The organism is Pseudomonas paraglycinae, assembly GCF_021601625.1.
GTDB classification, from domain to species: domain Bacteria; phylum Pseudomonadota; class Gammaproteobacteria; order Pseudomonadales; family Pseudomonadaceae; genus Aquipseudomonas; species Aquipseudomonas paraglycinae.
Map to the genome: position 1 here is coordinate 55,958 of NZ_BQHR01000006.1, position 16,418 is coordinate 72,375.

The 16,418-nt window shown below is 62.1% G+C and carries 15 protein-coding genes; 7 read left to right on the top strand and 8 right to left on the bottom strand.

From position 1 onward, the window contains the following. The first annotated feature begins 2 nt into the window (after positions 1-2). From L6D82_RS10635 to L6D82_RS10645, 3 genes are all read left to right on the top strand, one after another. On the top strand, positions 3-1,064 hold the full coding sequence (locus L6D82_RS10635) for a M48 family metallopeptidase (protein ID WP_134023220.1): 1,062 nt from the start codon (positions 3-5) through the stop codon (positions 1,062-1,064). Positions 1,065-1,207: 143 nt separating this feature from the next. After that, entirely contained in the window at positions 1,208-2,500 is a 1,293-nt protein-coding gene (gene tcuC / locus L6D82_RS10640; protein WP_085746043.1) for an MFS transporter, read from the top strand. A gap of 10 nt (positions 2,501-2,510) precedes the next feature. Then, positions 2,511-3,281 carry a substrate-binding domain-containing protein gene (locus L6D82_RS10645; RefSeq protein ID WP_134023224.1) on the top strand — a complete coding sequence of 257 codons (771 nt, stop codon included), beginning with the start codon at positions 2,511-2,513 and terminating at the stop codon, positions 3,279-3,281. On the opposite strand, the gene L6D82_RS10650 is transcribed toward L6D82_RS10645, so the two are convergent. Then, complete coding sequence (locus tag L6D82_RS10650; protein ID WP_134023226.1) at positions 3,271-4,185, bottom strand: LysR family transcriptional regulator; 915 nt, start codon at positions 4,183-4,185, stop codon at positions 3,271-3,273. The two genes, L6D82_RS10645 and L6D82_RS10650, sit on opposite strands and share 11 nt — an antisense overlap. A gap of 163 nt (positions 4,186-4,348) precedes the next feature. On the opposite strand from L6D82_RS10650, the gene L6D82_RS10655 reads away from it, so the two are divergent. Further along, complete coding sequence (locus tag L6D82_RS10655) at positions 4,349-6,157, top strand: monovalent cation:proton antiporter-2 (CPA2) family protein (RefSeq protein ID WP_064380587.1); 1,809 nt, start codon at positions 4,349-4,351, stop codon at positions 6,155-6,157. A gap of 154 nt (positions 6,158-6,311) precedes the next feature. Here L6D82_RS10655 and hcnC read toward each other — a convergent pair whose 3' ends face one another. From hcnC to L6D82_RS10675, 4 genes are all read right to left on the bottom strand, one after another. After that, positions 6,312-7,571 carry a cyanide-forming glycine dehydrogenase subunit HcnC gene (gene hcnC, locus L6D82_RS10660; RefSeq protein WP_236188979.1) on the bottom strand — a complete coding sequence of 420 codons (1,260 nt, stop codon included), beginning with the start codon at positions 7,569-7,571 and terminating at the stop codon, positions 6,312-6,314. After that, the gene (hcnB, locus tag L6D82_RS10665) at positions 7,564-8,973 is read right to left on the bottom strand and encodes a cyanide-forming glycine dehydrogenase subunit HcnB (protein ID WP_134023232.1); all 1,410 of its coding nucleotides are present in this window, start codon (positions 8,971-8,973) and stop codon (positions 7,564-7,566) included. The genes hcnC and hcnB overlap by 8 nt, the downstream gene beginning before the upstream one ends. Continuing rightward, positions 8,970-9,284 carry a cyanide-forming glycine dehydrogenase subunit HcnA gene (gene hcnA / locus L6D82_RS10670; protein WP_085746268.1) on the bottom strand — a complete coding sequence of 105 codons (315 nt, stop codon included), beginning with the start codon at positions 9,282-9,284 and terminating at the stop codon, positions 8,970-8,972. The genes hcnB and hcnA overlap by 4 nt, the downstream gene beginning before the upstream one ends. Before the next feature lie 405 nt (positions 9,285-9,689). Beyond that, a complete protein-coding gene (locus tag L6D82_RS10675) occupies positions 9,690-10,628 on the bottom strand; it encodes a hypothetical protein (protein WP_236188981.1) in 939 nt (312 codons plus the stop codon). Positions 10,629-10,925: 297 nt separating this feature from the next. Between L6D82_RS10675 and L6D82_RS10680 the strand changes: the two genes are divergently transcribed. After that, on the top strand, positions 10,926-11,609 hold the full coding sequence (locus L6D82_RS10680) for a response regulator transcription factor (protein WP_007952956.1): 684 nt from the start codon (positions 10,926-10,928) through the stop codon (positions 11,607-11,609). After that, positions 11,587-12,981: a sensor histidine kinase gene (locus L6D82_RS10685; protein WP_102687795.1), complete on the top strand. Its 1,395-nt coding sequence runs from the start codon at positions 11,587-11,589 to the stop codon at positions 12,979-12,981. Before L6D82_RS10680 ends, L6D82_RS10685 begins: the two co-directional genes overlap by 23 nt. Before the next feature lie 142 nt (positions 12,982-13,123). Here the strand turns inward: L6D82_RS10685 and L6D82_RS10690 are convergent, their stop codons facing one another. From L6D82_RS10690 to L6D82_RS10700, 3 genes are read right to left on the bottom strand one after another with little or no spacing between them, the layout of a single operon-like run. After that, positions 13,124-13,534, bottom strand: a complete 411-nt coding sequence (locus L6D82_RS10690) for an SRPBCC family protein (protein ID WP_236188988.1) — start codon at positions 13,532-13,534, stop codon at positions 13,124-13,126. A 25-nt stretch (positions 13,535-13,559) separates the two neighbouring features. Further along, complete coding sequence (locus L6D82_RS10695; RefSeq protein WP_007952959.1) at positions 13,560-14,357, bottom strand: SDR family NAD(P)-dependent oxidoreductase; 798 nt, start codon at positions 14,355-14,357, stop codon at positions 13,560-13,562. Then, positions 14,354-15,376, bottom strand: a complete 1,023-nt coding sequence (locus L6D82_RS10700; RefSeq protein ID WP_236188990.1) for an aldo/keto reductase — start codon at positions 15,374-15,376, stop codon at positions 14,354-14,356. The genes L6D82_RS10695 and L6D82_RS10700 overlap by 4 nt, the downstream gene beginning before the upstream one ends. Positions 15,377-15,488: 112 nt before the next feature. Here L6D82_RS10700 and L6D82_RS10705 point away from each other — a divergent pair, with 112 nt between their 5' ends. Beyond that, the gene (locus tag L6D82_RS10705) at positions 15,489-16,382 is read left to right on the top strand and encodes a LysR substrate-binding domain-containing protein (protein ID WP_085602637.1); all 894 of its coding nucleotides are present in this window, start codon (positions 15,489-15,491) and stop codon (positions 16,380-16,382) included. Positions 16,383-16,418 lie beyond the last annotated feature (36 nt).

Below are 16,418 nucleotides of genomic sequence, written 5' to 3' on the forward strand. Positions count from 1 at the left end.
AGATGAATTTCTTTGAACAACAGTGCCGGGCCAAACGTCGCTCGGTGCAGCTCGTGATCCTGATGTTTCTCGCCGTACTCGGCTTGATTCTTGTGTCCTTCATGCTACTGATTCTGCCGATCTCGTACGGCAAAACGCTCGAGGATCTTGCGGAAAACTGGCAGTTTTTCGCGATCATTGCAGCGCTGGTAACGGGTGTTGTGTTGCTCGGCGGGCTGGTCAAATACATCGAACTGAAAGGGGGCGGCAAAGTGGTCGCGCGCCGTTTGGGTGGTCGTCTGATCAACCATGACGCGCGGACTCTGGAAGAGCGCCGCCTGGTCAACGTAGTGGAGGAAATGGCCTTGGCGTCCGGCACCGCAGTCCCTCCCGTGTATCTGCTGCCAGATCTGGGCATCAATGCATTTGCTGCCGGCCTCGCTCCTCAGGATGCAGTGATTGGCGTCACTCAAGGTGCGATAAGCCTGTTGTCACGCGATGAACTGCAAGGCGTTATCGCCCACGAATTCAGCCATATCTATAACGGCGACATGCGCCTGAACACTCAACTGGTAGCGATCGTCCATGGGATCATGGTGATCGGGTTGGCGGGAAACCATCTCTTGCGCGGTCTTGAGGACACACCACACTCATCTGCCAATCGTAAGCAGCCGACCATTCTGGTCAGCATGTTTGGCACTGCGCTGTGCATTGTCGGATTCTCCGGGACGTTCTTCGGCAACCTGATCAAGGCTGCAGTCAGCCGGCAACGCGAATTCCTGGCCGATGCGACCGCCGTGCAATACACCCGCAACCCCGACAGTATTGCCGGGGCACTGAAGAAAATCGGCGGATACAAAATGGGCTCGACCCTCAAGGCCGCCCGTGCCGCCGAGTTCAGCCACCTGTTTTTCGGCCCTGGCACTTCCAGCTCTCTTCTGCTCTCGGGCCATCCGGATCTGCGTGAACGCATTCGCAGGATAGACCCTGACTGGGACGGGACTTTTGTGAACATCGCCGCACCAGCGCAAGACTCGATGGTAGCCAGAACCGTACAGGCAGCGACGCCAAAACAGCTGCCATAGCACGCCATTGATCTGCATAGCGCATCAATCCATGCCAACAATGCAATTAACAAATCGATCCTTGCGCGCCACTATCCGCCCCAATAAGAACCGTGCGCCGCCTCCCCGTCGCGCACGTCATAAAAGCGGTGGAGTACTTTTCTATGACAGCCTCAATCCCACACGGCGGCTCGCGGGCCGGCGCCATTTTCCGGGTGACCTCGGGTAACTTCCTCGAACAGTTCGACTTCTTTCTGTTCGGCTTCTACGCCACGCAGATTGCGGCGGTGTTCTTTCCGGCGAGCAGTGAGTTCGCGTCCCTGATGATGACTTTCGCAGTGTTCGGCGCAGGCTTTTTGATGCGTCCGCTGGGGGCCATTGTGCTCGGCGCGTACATCGATGACGTCGGTCGGCGCAAAGGGTTGATCGTCACCCTGTCGATCATGGCCAGCGGCACGATATTGATTGTGCTGGTGCCCGGATACGAAACCATCGGTCTGTTCGCCCCGGCGCTGGTGTTGATCGGAAGGCTGTTGCAAGGCTTCTCCGCCGGTGCGGAACTGGGCGGGGTTTCGGTGTATCTCTCGGAGATCGCTACACCCGGTCGCAAAGGCTTTTTCACCGCCTGGCAGTCGGCCAGTCAGCAGGTGGCCATCGTCGTCGCAGCAGCGCTCGGTTACGGTTTGAACCAATGGATGGCGCCGGAAGCGGTCGCCGATTGGGGCTGGCGGATTCCGTTTTTCGTCGGCTGCATGATCGTTCCGTTCATCTTCTTTCTGCGGCGCAATCTGGCGGAAACCGAAGAGTTCGCCGCTCGGAAACATCGTCCAAGCATGAAGGAAGTGTTCCGCACCCTCGGCCAGAACTGGGGCGTGGTGCTGGGCGGGATGCTGATGGTTGCCTTGACCACCACCGCGTTCTACTTGATCACCGTGTACGCACCGACCTTCGGTAAAACCGTGCTGCACCTGAGCACATCGGATGCGTTGCTGGTGACGCTGCTGGTGGGCGTTTCCAACTTCTTCTGGCTGCCGATTGGCGGTGCATTGTCCGATCGCGTCGGCCGCCGTCCGGTGCTGATCGCCATGGCGCTGCTGGCGCTGGCCACCACGTATCCAGCGCTGTCGTACCTGGTGCAGGCGCCGAGCTTCAGCCACATGCTGCTGTCGCTGTTGTGGCTGTCGTTTATCTACGGCCTGTACAACGGCGCAATGATTCCGGCGCTGACCGAAATCATGCCGGTGGAAGTGCGGGTGGCCGGTTTCTCCCTGGCTTACAGCCTCGCCACTGCCGTGTTCGGCGGATTCACTCCAGCGATGTCGACCTTCCTGATCCAGTACACCGGCGACAAAGCCGCACCGGGTTACTGGATGAGCATCGGCGCGCTCTGCGCATTGTGCGCGACGCTTTATCTGTATCGCCGGGCCGGCGGTCGTCTGCAACCTGTTACTGCCTGAGAACATCACCATGAAAAAACTGTTTACCGTTACCGCCCTGCTCGCCGGTCTTGCGTTCAACGTTGCGGCCCAGGCCGAAGAACTGCGGGTCATGACTTCCGGCGGTTTCACCGCCGCCTACAAGATCCTCGGGCCGAAATTCGCCGCCGCCACCGGCAACACGCTGGACACCCAACTCGGCCCGTCGATGGGCAAGGCGCCGGAGGCAATCCCCAATCGCCTCGCCCGTGGTGAAAAGGCCGACGTGGTGATCATGGTCGGCTACGCCCTCGATGATCTGATCAAGCAAGGCAAGGTCGACCCGGCTTCGCGTGTGGAGCTGGCGGATTCGCGGATCGGCCTGGTGGTGCGCGAAGGCGCGCCGAAACCGGACATCAGCAACGTCGACGCCCTGAAGAAAACCCTGCTCGACGCCCAGTCGGTGGCCTACTCCGACAGCGCCAGCGGCGTGTACATCGAGCAGCAATTGTTCAAGAAACTCGGCATCGAAGATCAGCTGAAACCGAAGGCGAAGATGATCCCGAAAATCCCGGTCGGCTCGGTGGTCGCCACCGGCGACTATCAACTGGGCTTCCAGCAGGTCAGCGAATTGCTGCCGGTGCCGGGGGTGAGTTTTGTGGCGAAGATTCCTGAATCGGTGCAGTCGGTAACGCGGTTTGCAGCGGGGATTCCGGTGGGTGCGCAGCATCCGCAGGAAGCCAAGGCGTTGCTCGCTTATCTGGCCGCACCTGCAGCCCAGCCTGACGTGCAGGCCACCGGTCTGGATTCGGTCAAGCGCTGACCGTCGGCGGCTGGACTTTCATTTCCACCACCAGCCGCTCCAGCTCCAGTGCCGCCGGGGTCAGCGTACGACCCCGGCGTTTGATGATGCCGACGCTGCGCATCACTTGCGGATCGGTCAGCGGCACCCGCGTCAGAATCGGATGATCCGCCGCCGGCATCGCCATCAGCGGCACCGCCGCCACACCCAATCCCGCTTCCACCAGACCAATCATGGTCGTCACATGCCGCGTCTCGCAAATGCTCGGGCGCTGCGGCACCACTTTGGCCAGGGCCTGATCCAGCAGAAAACGGTTGCCCGAGGTCTTGTCGAGCGAGATGTAATCCTGCCGGTAGAACTCGTCCCAGGTCACACTACTGCTTCCGGCCAACGGATGATCGCGGCGACAGGCGACTACGTAGCTCTCCTGCACCAGCGGCTCGAAATCCACGCCCGCCTCCTGGGTACCCATGAAACTCAGACCGAAATCCGCCTCGCCGTTGACCACCGCGCTCAGCACGTCGTGGGCGCTGGAATCGAGGACTTTGACTTTGATTCGCGGAAACTGCTGGTGATAACGGGCGACCACGCTCGGCATGAAGTAGTACGCCGCCGACGGCACGCAAGCGACGGTTACGTGGCCCTGCCGATTCGAGGCGACTTCGCTGATGCCGAGCAACGCGACGTCCAGATCGTCGAGCAAACGTTCGACGCTGGGCATGAAACCGCGTCCGGCCTGGGTCAGACTGACCTTGCGCGTGGTGCGTTCGAACAGCTTCACGCCGAGGGCGTCTTCGAGCTTTTCGATGCGTCGGCTCAGGGCCGGTTGCGACAGGCGCACGGTGTCGGCGGCCTTGCGGAAACTGCCCTGCTCGACCACGGCGCGAAAGGCTTGCAGGTCGTTGAGGTCGAAGTTGATGGCCATGGAAAACTCGAAGGAATTGATTCGCTGAGGCTATAAATGTAACCAATTGATGCAAATTATTACAGAAGCACATCTGCTCAATCAGGCTCTGCGCTGGATCTGCAATCATTTCAGCCTTTATCCTTGTCGCCCCCCGCCGTACCGCGTTACTGGAGTTCCGCTCATGCCCCATGAAGGCAATCTGTTGCAAGCCGCCGTCGTCTTTCTCTTCGCCGCCGTGCTCACCGTTCCCCTGGCCAAGCGCCTGCAACTGGGCGCGGTGCTCGGTTATCTGTTTGCCGGGGTGATCATCGGCCCGTCGGTGCTGGGCCTGATCGGCAATCCGCAAAGCGTCAGCCATATCTCGGAACTGGGGGTGGTGCTGCTGTTGTTCATCATCGGGCTCGAGCTGTCGCCGCGACGTTTGTGGGTGATGCGCAAATCGGTGTTCGGCGTGGGCCTGGCGCAGGTGCTGCTGACCGGTTCGGTGATTGGTGTGCTGGCGCTGTCGGTGTTCGGCCAGCCGTTGAACAGCGCGATTGTCTTGGGCTTGGGTCTGGCGCTGTCGTCCACCGCGTTTGGCCTGCAAAGCCTCGCCGAGCGAAAGGAACTGACCAGCCCCCACGGTCGGCTGGCGTTTGCGATTCTGCTGTTCCAGGACATCGCCGCGATCCCGCTGATCGCGCTGGTGCCGATGCTCGCGGGGGTCGATCACCACACCAGCACCGCCGACGACGTGCGCCACAGTTTGCAGGTGCTCGGCGGCATCGCGGTGGTGGTGATCGGCGGACGTTATCTGCTGCGTCCGGTGTTCCGCATCGTGGCGAAAACCGGTCTGCCGGAAGTCTCCACCGCCACCGCGTTGCTGGTGGTGATCGGCACCGCGTGGCTGATGGACATGGTTGGTGTGTCGATGGCGTTGGGCGCGTTTCTTGCCGGGTTGCTGTTGGCGGATTCGGAATATCGCCATGAGCTGGAAGCGCAGATCGAGCCGTTCAAGGGCCTGCTGCTGGGGCTGTTTTTCATCAGCGTCGGCATGGGCGCCAACCTCAGTCTGCTGCTCAGCGCGCCGATCACGGTGCTGGGGCTGACGCTGTTGCTGATCGCCCTGAAGTTGCCGTTGTTGTTTGTAGTCGGGCGTCTGGCCGGTGGATTGAACAAGGTCAGCGCGATTCGCCTCGGCATCGTGCTGGCGGCAGGCGGTGAGTTTGCTTTCGTAGTGTTCAAGATTGGCCGCGATCAAGGCCTGTTTGAACCACGTCTGTACGACCTGCTGGTGCTGACCATCACCCTGTCGATGGCCGTCACGCCGCTGTTGCTGCTGGTCTGCGCACGGCTGGTCAGCCCGAAGGTGCAGCCGGTGGAAGTGCCGGAGAAATTCCGCCAGATCGAGACCGAATCCCCACGGGTAGTGATCGCCGGCATGGGCCGTATGGGGCAGATCGTGGCGCGGATCCTGCGGGCGCAGAACATCAAGTTCGTGGCGCTGGACACCTCGGTGGAAACCATCGAACTGTCGCGCAGTTTTGGTGGCGTACCGGTGTTCTACGGTGACCCGATGCGTCCGGAAATCCTCAGTGCGGCCAAGGTCGGTGAAGCGGAGTACTTCGTGATTGCCACAGATGATCCGGAAACCAACATCAAGACCGCCGAGATCGTGCGCAAGCTCTACCCAGACATGAAGATCATCGCCCGGGCGCGTAACCGGCAGCATGTTCATCGGTTGGTGGATGTGGGGGCCGATCCGATCCGGGAGACCTATTACTCAAGTCTGGAAATGAGCCGCCGCACCCTGGTTGGCCTTGGCTTGACCCAGGCTCAGGCCGATGCGCGGATCAAGCGCTTCAAGCACCATGACGAACAGGTGCTGGAAGCTCAACACGCGGTGTACGACGACGCGGCCAAAGTGCTGCAGACCGCCCAGGAAGCGCGGGCGGAACTGGCCCGGCTGTTCGAGTCGGATCAACTGGAAGAACAATCGGGCAAGTCCTGAGTTCTTGCTGATCGTTCCCACGTCGAGACGTCGAACCGTCCGCGTGGGAATGCAGCCCAGGACGCTCCGCGTCCCTTCCAGAGCTGGAACGCGGAGCGTCCCTTGAGGCATTCCCACGCGGAGCGTGGGAACGATCAGATGGGAGCCAGCAGGCTCAGGCTATCTCCAGCTCCCTCTCTTCTTTGGCCGGCACCACTTCAAACCGGTCCGCCAGAAACGGCGTGATGTCCAGCGGCAGCGGTTCATCGTTGACCAGCTTGTCCAGCAACACCCCGGTGATCGCCGACGTCAGCACCCCGGTGCGGAAATGCCCGCAGGCGTTGAGATACCCCTCCACCCCGGCCATCGGCCCGAGAATCGGCAATTCGTCCGGCGAGCCCGGCCGCAACCCGGCCCAGGTGCGTTTGAGGTTGATATCCGCCAGTTCCGGCAAACAACGCACCGCGCCCTGCACCAGCCCGGCGATTTCCGGCCAGGTGGTGGTGACGTCGAAGCCCTTATCCTCGGTGGTGCTGCCGATCAGGATTTCGCCGTTGTCCTTCTGCGCCATGTAGCAATCGCTGGTGGTCAGGCAACCGTTGAGGATTTTCGGCAGACGTTCGGTCAGCAGGATCTGGCCTTTCACCGGTTTCACCGGAATGCGAATGCCCGTGGCCCACTCGCTCAAATCCGCCGCCCAAGCGCCAGCGGCGTTGATCAGGGTCTTGCAGTGAAACACCCCGGCTTCGGCCGTCTGCACCCCGGTCACTCGCGTGCCGTGATGCAACACGCCGGTGATGTTGGTGTTGACGAACATGTCCACGCCATTCTGCCGGGCGCCTTCGGTGTAGGCGTCGGCCAGGCGGAACGGGCTGACCTGGTGGTCGCAGAGAAACTCCAGCGCCCCGCGCGCTTCATGGCTGACGCTCGGTTCGGACTCGCGCAATGCCGCCTGATCCAGCCAGCGCACCTGATCGGCCAGGTGCGGGATGCAGCCGACGATGTGCTCGGCGTACAACCGGTCTTCATCGTCATAGATCACGAATTTGAGCCCGGTCTTTTCGAACTTGAAATCCATCCCGTGATTGTCACGCAGCTCACGGTGCAACGCCGGGTACAGCGCGTTGGACTGCAAGGCAAAATCGAAGAACGACGGCGGCAGGATGTGCGGCGTGCTGGAGTCAACCGCCACCGCCGCGCCCTGGGTTTCGCGCTTGCGGTTGGCCGACATCATGCGGAAGAAAATCACCCCGCAACCCAATCCCACCGACTCGCCAATCGCCCACAAACCACCGGCCGAAGCGCGGGTCGCGTTGCCCGGACGCTTGGCGTCGATCAGCGCAACCTTGAGGCCTTTGCGCTTGGACAATTGGTAGGCGATGGACGCGCCGATCACACCGCCGCCGGCGATGACCACGTCATAGAACTTACTCATGGGAAACGGCCTCCGTGCCGAGGGACTGGAACGCGGAAAAAGGAATCGGATCGATGGGGAAGCGCGGCCGCAGCCAGCCGACATCCTTGCGCCCGGTGGACTGACGCAAGCGGTCGCTGCAATAGCCGACGCACATCCGCCCCTGACAGTCGCCCATGCTTACGCGGGTGCGCATTTTCAGGCTGGCGATGTCTTGCACGCCCTGCTCCAGCGCGCGGTCGATGTCGGCGCGGGTCGCGTGTTCGCAGCGGCAGATCACCGTGTCGGCAGCCGGCAATGCGGTCTGCCCGACGCCGCGTTCGGTGTAGCGATCCACCGCCGCGCGGAAGCGCACGATGGCTTTGAGTTTGCCCAGATAACGGTCGCGACGGACGCGCGCCAGTTCCTCTTCGAGCACACCGCGTTGCAGCAGGATCGAGGTCGCCGCGATCTTGCCGGCCAGCATCGCCGCTTCACCGCCGCGAATCCCGCCCATGTCACCGGCCAGATGCACGTGGGGCTCGCTGCTTTGCTGCCAGATGTTGGCGTTGGCGCGCAGGTAACCGTCGTCGCTGAAGCCGTGATCCAGGCCCATTTGCTGACTCAGTTGCGTGCGCGGAATGAAGCCGTAGCCGACCGCGAGTGTCTTCGCCTCGAAGCGTTCGACGCGACTCATGTCCGGCTCCCACGTTGCCGAGTACGGCGCCACGCTGACGCTTTTCAGTTCGCCTTCGCCGTGCGCTTCGACCACGCCCCAGCCGTAGTTCATCGGGATGCCATGCAGTTTCAGATAAGCGAGCATGCTCAAGCCATCGAGGAACAGTTGCGGCTTGTTCAGCAGTGCCAGACTTTCCTTGGCGATCTTGCCGAACGCGCAGGCCTCGTAGACCCCGGCCACGCTCACACCCGACGCATGCAACTGAGTCGCCACCAGCGGCAACAGCGGCCCGGTACCGGCGATCACCACCGGCCCCTGCGGTTTGACCACGCCACTTTTGATCTGCAATTGCAGGCCGCCGAGCATGATCACGCCGGGCAGCGTCCAGCCTGGAAACGGCACGCTGCGTTCATGGCAACCGGCGGCCAGCAGCAACTGCGGGTATTCGATTTCGTGCAGACGCTCGTCGCCGTCCAGCACCACCAGCGAGCGCGTGCCTTCGGCGCCGACCACGCGGTGGTTGAGGCGCACGTCGATCAGCCCGGACTGCTCCTGAAAATCACCGTGTAGTTTGCCCAGCGCCTCGGCATAGCGCGGCCCCAGGTAATCCAGCTGCACGCCGTCACGCAGCGGCCCGCGATAGACCACGCCACCCAGGCGCGAAGCCTCTTCGAGCAAGGTGCAGCGCACCCCGTGCAGGGCCAGTTCGATGGCCGCGGCCATTCCCGCCGGACCACCGCCGACGATCACCGGATGCAGGCTCATACCACCTCCTGCCCGTGAATACGGTTGACCTGGGTTTCGATCAGCATGCCCTCGCGTACCACGGTCTGGCAGGCGCGGCGCTTGTGCCGGCCGTTGATTTTCACCAGGCAGCACTGGCACACGCCCATGCCGCAATAGGCACCGCTGATCTGGTTGTGATCGTTGCGCGCGACCTGGCGCACGCCGAGGGACTGAATGACGCTGAGCACGGTTTCGCCGATGGCGGCGGTGACCGGCTGGCCGTTGATGTGGACAGTCATATCCGCCTGCGCCAAAGGCTGGATATCGAAGGTTCTTTCTAGGCAGTGCATTGCAATGATCATCCGTGAAAAGTTCAGGTGAGGTTGAAACAGCTCCTTGCTGCACTACACCTCGCCGGCACGTCGGGTGTTATCTCTCTATCGGGCCGGCAGGTTGGTTCCGCTCGCGCAGCAAAGTGCGCGCAAGCAATGTAGTCGATCCAGCGGCAAGGGCCTGGAAATTTCACGGTAGGGGATATTGCGCCGACGAATATTGATCCAGGCCATGGAAATGACTGGTCGGTTCTGCGCCTTCGGCCCCGCGCAGAAAGCAAAAAGCCGCTTCAACCCGAAGGTGGAAGCGGCCAAGGCATGTGCCTCAAGGAATCAGTGCACGAACAGGGCGATCAGGATGATGATCGGGATTGGAACGCCGAGGAAAAACAGCAGTAGTGAGCGCATGGTGGTTCTCCTTGATTAACGGACTGGCGGCAGCGTGGTCGTGGTGTAGGTTTCGACTTCGACGTACTCGACCGCATCCCGGCGGCGACCGCCGAAGGTGGCCGAGAGGCTGGCGAAGAACGCACCGGCCAGCAGCGCGATGAACATCCACAGCGAGGTCAGGGCAGCGACTTTGGCGGCAGTGTCGGCGGCTTGTTGCGCTTTCACTTTGGCGTCGGCGATTGCCTTCTGGGTGCGGGCGTAGATTTCATCGACCCGACGTTCGGCATCGGCTTGGGTCAGGTTGGTACGCTGGGCCACGAGTTGGGCGAGGTAGGTGCGGTCTTCGGCGCTGAGCTGACCGTTGGCCAGGCTCTGGGCGAAGATCCGGGTCACGGTGCCACGGGCGGCGTCATCGCTGACGGCGGCGGGACGATCGTCGCGGAACAGGCTGTCGACGAAGTAGCCGTACTGGTCACTGTCGGTGTTGCCGGCCGCCGTGCCGGCCGCTTGCGTCATGGCACCGGCAGCGCCGCCGACAACACTCGCACCGGCCTGCACGCCACCGCTGACGATGCTGCTGACCGAGCCGACCACCAGCGTTGCGGTGACCAGAGTCGCTACACACCAGGAGAGAAAGCCATGAGCGGTGTCGCGGAAATACACCTCGTCACCGTGCATGTTGGCCCACTTCACTCGCAAGCGGCCAGCGATGTAGCCGCCGAGCCCCGAAGCGATGATTTGCGTGGCCGCCAGCCAGATAATGGTGGAAATGCCCAGGCCCTTGGCGCTGACGCCCTCCCCGGCCCACGGTGAAACGGCGGAGAAGCCCAGACCGAAGCCCAGCAGCACGAGAATCAGCGACAGTGCCGCCGCAGCGGCAGCCCCTGCGAAGATCGCGCCCCAGGACACCCCCGAGACGTTGCTCGACTCTCCTTCGTAGGCAGGATAAAACCCATCAGAGGATCTATTCATTGTTGTAGTGCTCCAGGCATGAAAAATGGTGTTACAACTCGTCATCAGAGGAATTGCAGTGACCGTGCCAGTCGCCCACATTAAATAAATCGTTTGAATTCAATAGCTTAAAAAGTCTGAACTTCCTAAGACCATGCAAATTGCAACAACGGGTCGATAACAGCGGGTTTTATGCATTGGCACAAAAGCCCGGCCGTGGCGTTTGTATCCGCTAAAACATGAAAGTTAATTTAAAGCGCCGGCGCAAAATCTTGGCAAAATGCTGCCATTGCGTTTGAACAGACCAGCAGGCCCACCATGACTCGCATCCTCACCATCGAAGACGACGCCGTGACCGCCCGGGAAATTGTCGCCGAACTGAGCAGCCACGGCCTCGACGTGGACTGGGTCGACAACGGCCGTGAAGGCCTGGACCGCGCCGTCAGCGGCAACTACGACCTGATCACCCTCGACCGCATGCTGCCGGAGCTTGATGGCCTGGCCATCGTCACCACCCTGCGCACCATGGGCGTGGCCACGCCGATCCTGATGATCAGCGCCCTCTCCGATGTCGACGAGCGCGTGCGCGGCTTGCGCGCCGGCGGCGATGACTACCTAACCAAACCGTTCGCCACCGATGAAATGGCCGCCCGGGTCGAAGTATTGCTGCGTCGCCAGAACAGCAATGGCGCCCAGCCGACCACGTTGCAGGTGGCGGATCTGCAACTCGATCTGATCAGCCACGAAGCCCGCCGCGCCGAACAGGTGCTGACGCTGCTGCCGACCGAGTACAAATTGCTGGAATTCCTGATGCGCAACAGCGGCCAGATCCTGTCGCGGATGATGATTTTCGAAGAGGTCTGGGGCTATCACTTCGACCCCGGCACCAACCTGATCGACGTGCACATCGGCCGCCTGCGCAAGAAGATCGACCCGCCGGGCAACGTCCCGCTGATCCGCACGGTGCGAGGCTCGGGTTATGTCATTGCCGAACCCGTCTGACGGTTGGCGCTCCTCCAGCAGCCGCTTGCTGGCGCTGTATAGTTCGTTGTTCGTGGCCTGGAGCGCGATCCTCATGGGGGTCATGTACTTCGAGGTGTCCGGTTATCTCGACAATCTGGCCAAACATTCGCTGATGCAACGTCAGCATCTGTTTTCGCACTTTCGCGGCGATCAGCTGGAAGACGCGCTCGCCGCCAGCATGACCTTCGACATTCGTGGCATCGACGCCTACGGTCTGTTCGACGCTCAGCACCGTTACCTGGGTGGCGCGTTGCAGAGGATCCCCGAGGGCCTGCCGCTGGACGGCAAGATCCACATGCTCAGCGAATGCGCCGACTCCGACGACCCGACCCTGCCCGCCGACAGCTGCGACGCGGTAGCCACCCCGACCCGCGACGGTCGCTGGCTGGTGCTGCTGCGTGACAACGGCTCGCTGTTCGCGGTGACGAAGATCATTCTGCATGCGCTGCTCTGGGGCGTGTCGCTGACGATTGTGCCGGGGATTATCGGCTGGCATTTGCTGCGTCGTCGGCCACTGCGACGGATCCGGGCGATCCAGGCCAGCGCCCAGTCGATTGTCGCCGGCGATCTGACCCACCGTTTGCCACTGTCCAATCGCCGAGATGAGCTGGACATGCTCGCCGCCATCGTCAATGCCATGCTCGATCGCATCGAGCGCTTGATGAACGAAGTCAAAGGCGTGTGCGACAACATCGCCCATGACCTGCGCACCCCGCTGACCCGCTTGCGCGCGCAGTTGTATCGCATGCAGCAGCAGGCCGGCGAAGGCTCGCCGGAAGCGGCGCAACTGGATCTGGTGCTGGCCGAGGCCGATACGCTGATGGCGCGGTTTCGCGGTTTATTGAGGATTTCCGAACTGGAGGATCGTCAGCGGCGCTCGGGTTTTGTCGAGCTTGATCCGGTGTTGTTGCTGCAGGAACTGCACGAGTTCTATCTGCCGCTGGCCGAAGACGACGAGCTGCACTTCGAGCTGAACATGCCGGAAACTCTGCCGATGCTGAACGGCGATCGGGCGTTGCTGTTTGAAGCGCTGGCGAACCTGTTGAGCAACTCGATCAAGTTCACCCCGGCCGGTGGCACGGTGGTGTTGCGCGGGGTCAATGATGCGGGGCATACGCGGATCGAAGTGCATGACTCCGGGCCCGGCATTCCCGAGTCGGAACGGGAGGCGGTGTTCCAGCGGTTCTACCGCGCCGAGGGCGGGCAATTGCAGAACGGCTTTGGCCTGGGGCTGTCGATCGTCGCGGCGATCGTCAACCTGCATGGGTTCAGCCTTGAGGTGGGACGCAGCGATCTGGGTGGGGCGAAGCTGGTGCTGGATTGTCGGCAGAGCCTGATTTCACAGTCTTGAGATAGATCGTTCCCACGCTCTGCGTGGGAATGCAGCCCGGGACGCTCCGCGTCCCTTCCAGAGCTGGAACGCGGAGCGTCCCTTGAGGCATTCCCACGCAGACGGTTCGACGCCTCGACGTGGGAACGATCAGTGAACAAACTCAGGCGGGGTAGTTGGCGCGCAGCGCTCCGAGCCCGCCCTGATAGATCCCTCTAAACAGCGCCACCACTTCCTCATCAGTCACGCCCTTGGCCGTGAAGCGTCCCGACCACGTCACCTTCGCGCCCTGCCCTTGGGGCTCAACACGAATCGTCGCCAGATAATCGGTGGCCGGAAACGGTGCCTGCAGAATCGAATAGCTGTAGGTTTTGCCCGCGTTATCGAACGTTTCCAGACGCTCGACCACCACGCCACCGTCAGCGGTTTGCAGGGTGCGCACACGCCCGCCTTCGCTCAGTTCGCTGTTGGGAATGAACGGCAGCCAGTCCGGCAAGGTGTTGAAGCCGCCAATCAATTGCCAGACCTGATCGGCCGAAGCCGGGATGTCGATCGTTGCTGATGCTGTTGCCATAAATAAAAAGTCTCTCTCGATAAATTCAGATAGTCAGGCTGTCGACCACGCCGCCATCGACCCGCAAAGCGGCGCCGGTGGTGGCCGAAGACAGCGGTGAAGCGATGTAGGTAACCAGGTGCGCGACCTCTTCCACATCCGCCACGCGCTGGATGATCGAGCTCGGACGGGCCCGGCGCACAAAGGCGTCAGCCTCGTCCCGCAGGCTGCGCCCAGATTCGGCGGCGGCATCCTTGAGCATTTCTTCGACACCGTCGGTGAAGGTCGGCCCCGGGAGGATCGCGTTGACCGTAACCCCGGTGCCCGCCAGGCGTTTGGCAAGGCCATGGGACACCGCGAGGTTGGCGCTTTTGGTCACGCCGTAGTTGATCATGTCGGCCGGGGTGGCCACGCCGGATTCCGAAGACAGGAAGATCACCCGCCCCCAGCCCTGCTCGACCATCGCCGGCACGTAATGCCGCGACAGGCGCACGCCGGAGATCACGTTGATTTCATAGAAGCGCGTCCACTCATCGTCCGGCGCGTCGAAGAAATCCACGGCGTTGTAGATGCCGAGGTTGTTCACCAGGATGTCGGCTTTCGGTTCGGCGGCGAACAGTTTCTGCGCGCCTTCGGCCGTGCCCAGATCCGCCGTCAAACCGCGCAGTTGCGCGCCCGGCACCTTGTCTCGAATGCTTGCCAGCGCCTGCTCGACCTTGGCCGCGTCGCGACCGATCACCACCACCGTGGCGCCCGCCTCGGCCAGCGACTGGCTGATGCCCAAACCGATGCCCGCCGTGCTGCCGCTGACAATCGCCAGTTTTCCGCTCAGATCGATCTTCATGCTTTCACCTCGTCGATGGGTAATGGTGCACGTTCGGACACCAGTTTCGCTTCACGCATGGCCTGCCAGAAACCGGCCGGAATGACCGCCGACAGCGCCGCCACATCTTCAGCGATGCGCCCTGGTTTGCTCGCGCCGGGAATCACTGCCGCCACGGCCGGATTGGCCAGCGAGAATTGTAGTGCAGCCGCTTTGACATCGACGCCGTGGGCTGCGGCGATGCGTTTGATCTGCTCGACCCTGGCAACGATTTCAGGACTGGCTTTCTGGTATTCGAAGTGCGCGCCGCCGGCCAGAATCCCCGAGCTGTATGGGCCGCCGACCACGATTTCAACGTTCTGCGCCCGGGCCGAATCCATCAAACGCTGCAAGGCACGGTCGTGATCGAGCAAGGTGTAGCGGCCGGCCAGCAGGAAGCCGTCAGGCTGCGCCTCGGTCAGGTCCAGCGTCAACTCGCACGGTTCAACCTTGTTCACGCCCAGGCCCCAGCCCTTGATCACGCCTTCTTCACGCAGGCGGGTCAGGACTTTGAAGGCGCCGGTGCGTGCCTGATTGAAATACTCGAGCCATTGGTCGCCGTAGAAATCCTGAGCGATGTCGTGGACCCAGACGATGTCGAGGCGATCGGTTTTCAGACGCTTGAGGCTGTCTTCGATCGAGCGCAAGGTGGCGTCGGCGCTGTAGTCGTTGACGATCTTGTTCGGGCGACCGTGCTCGAACACCCCGCTTTTCTCGCCCAGATCCCGGGCGGCGGCGTCTTCGACTTCATCGAGAATTACCCGGCCGACCTTGGTGCTGAGCACATAGTCGTCGCGCTTGTAGCGGGACAGTGCTTCGCCGAGGCGGATTTCCGAAAGGCCCGAGCCGTAGAACGGCGCGGTGTCGAAGTACCGCACGCCGGCATCCCACGCTGCGTGCACGGTGGCTTGGGCTTCCTCTTCAGGAATGGCGCGGAACATGTTGCCCAGTGGCGCCGTGCCAAAGCCGAGTTGGCCGGGGAGTTTGTCTTTCAAGCTCATGATGCTGTCCTCGTAGTTCGTGGTCGGTGTTGACCGTTGAGCAGATCCTAGATTGCGCCACTCAGACCGTCCAAGACATAATCCGCAGCACTTGAGTCCCTAAAGGTCTGGCATGATCGACATCCGCCAATTGCGCTACTTCGTCGCCGTCGCCGAGGAAGAACACGTCGGCCGCGCCGCCGAGCGCCTGCACATTTCCCAATCGCCCCTGAGCCGGCAGATCGCCCAGCTGGAAGAGCGCCTGGGCCTGACCCTGTTCGAACGCAGCCAGCAGCGCATCCGCCTGACCCGCGACGGCCAGACTTTTCTCGCCGAAACCCGTGCCCTGCTGACCCACGCCAATCGCCTGGAATCCCTCGGCAAACGCCTGGGCCGTGGCGAAGAAGGCGGCCTGTGCATCGGCTACATCGAGAACGCGATGCACGCCGGGGTTTTGCCCAATGCCTTGCGTGTGCTGCGGGTCGACCGGCCCAACGTGCATGTCGCGCTGTACAACCTGAGTTCCGCCGAACAACTGGAAGGCCTGCGTCAGCGTAGCCTCGATATCGCGCTGGTCAGTGAACCGCCGACGATCGACGACCCGGACCTGCTGGGCTTTCAGGTACTGGACGACCCGATGCTGCTGGCGCTGCCCGAACATCACCCTCTCAACCAACTGCCCTCGCTGACCCCGGCGGATCTGGCCGATCAGGAATGGATCGGCGTGCAGCCTCGCCAAGGCGCTGACGATGAGTTCGTCAGCGCCTGCATTCGCGCGGGCTTCACCCCGGATGTACGGATGCAGGCCACCGAGCCGTTTACCGCGTTGGGGCTGGTCGCTTCGGGGCTGGGGATCGCGATGATCCAGAAAGGCCTGAGCCATAACGCACCGCCGGGCGTGGTGCTGCGGGAAGTGCCGTGGCTGGCGTTCACCACGCCGTTGTGGGCGGCGTGGCACCGGATCAACCTGCGGCCGCTGGTGGAAACGTTTCGCAAGGTTCTGACCGGCGTCGATCCCGCCCAGTGACCCGACAGCCCAAGACTTTGCTGCTTTACTGAAAAG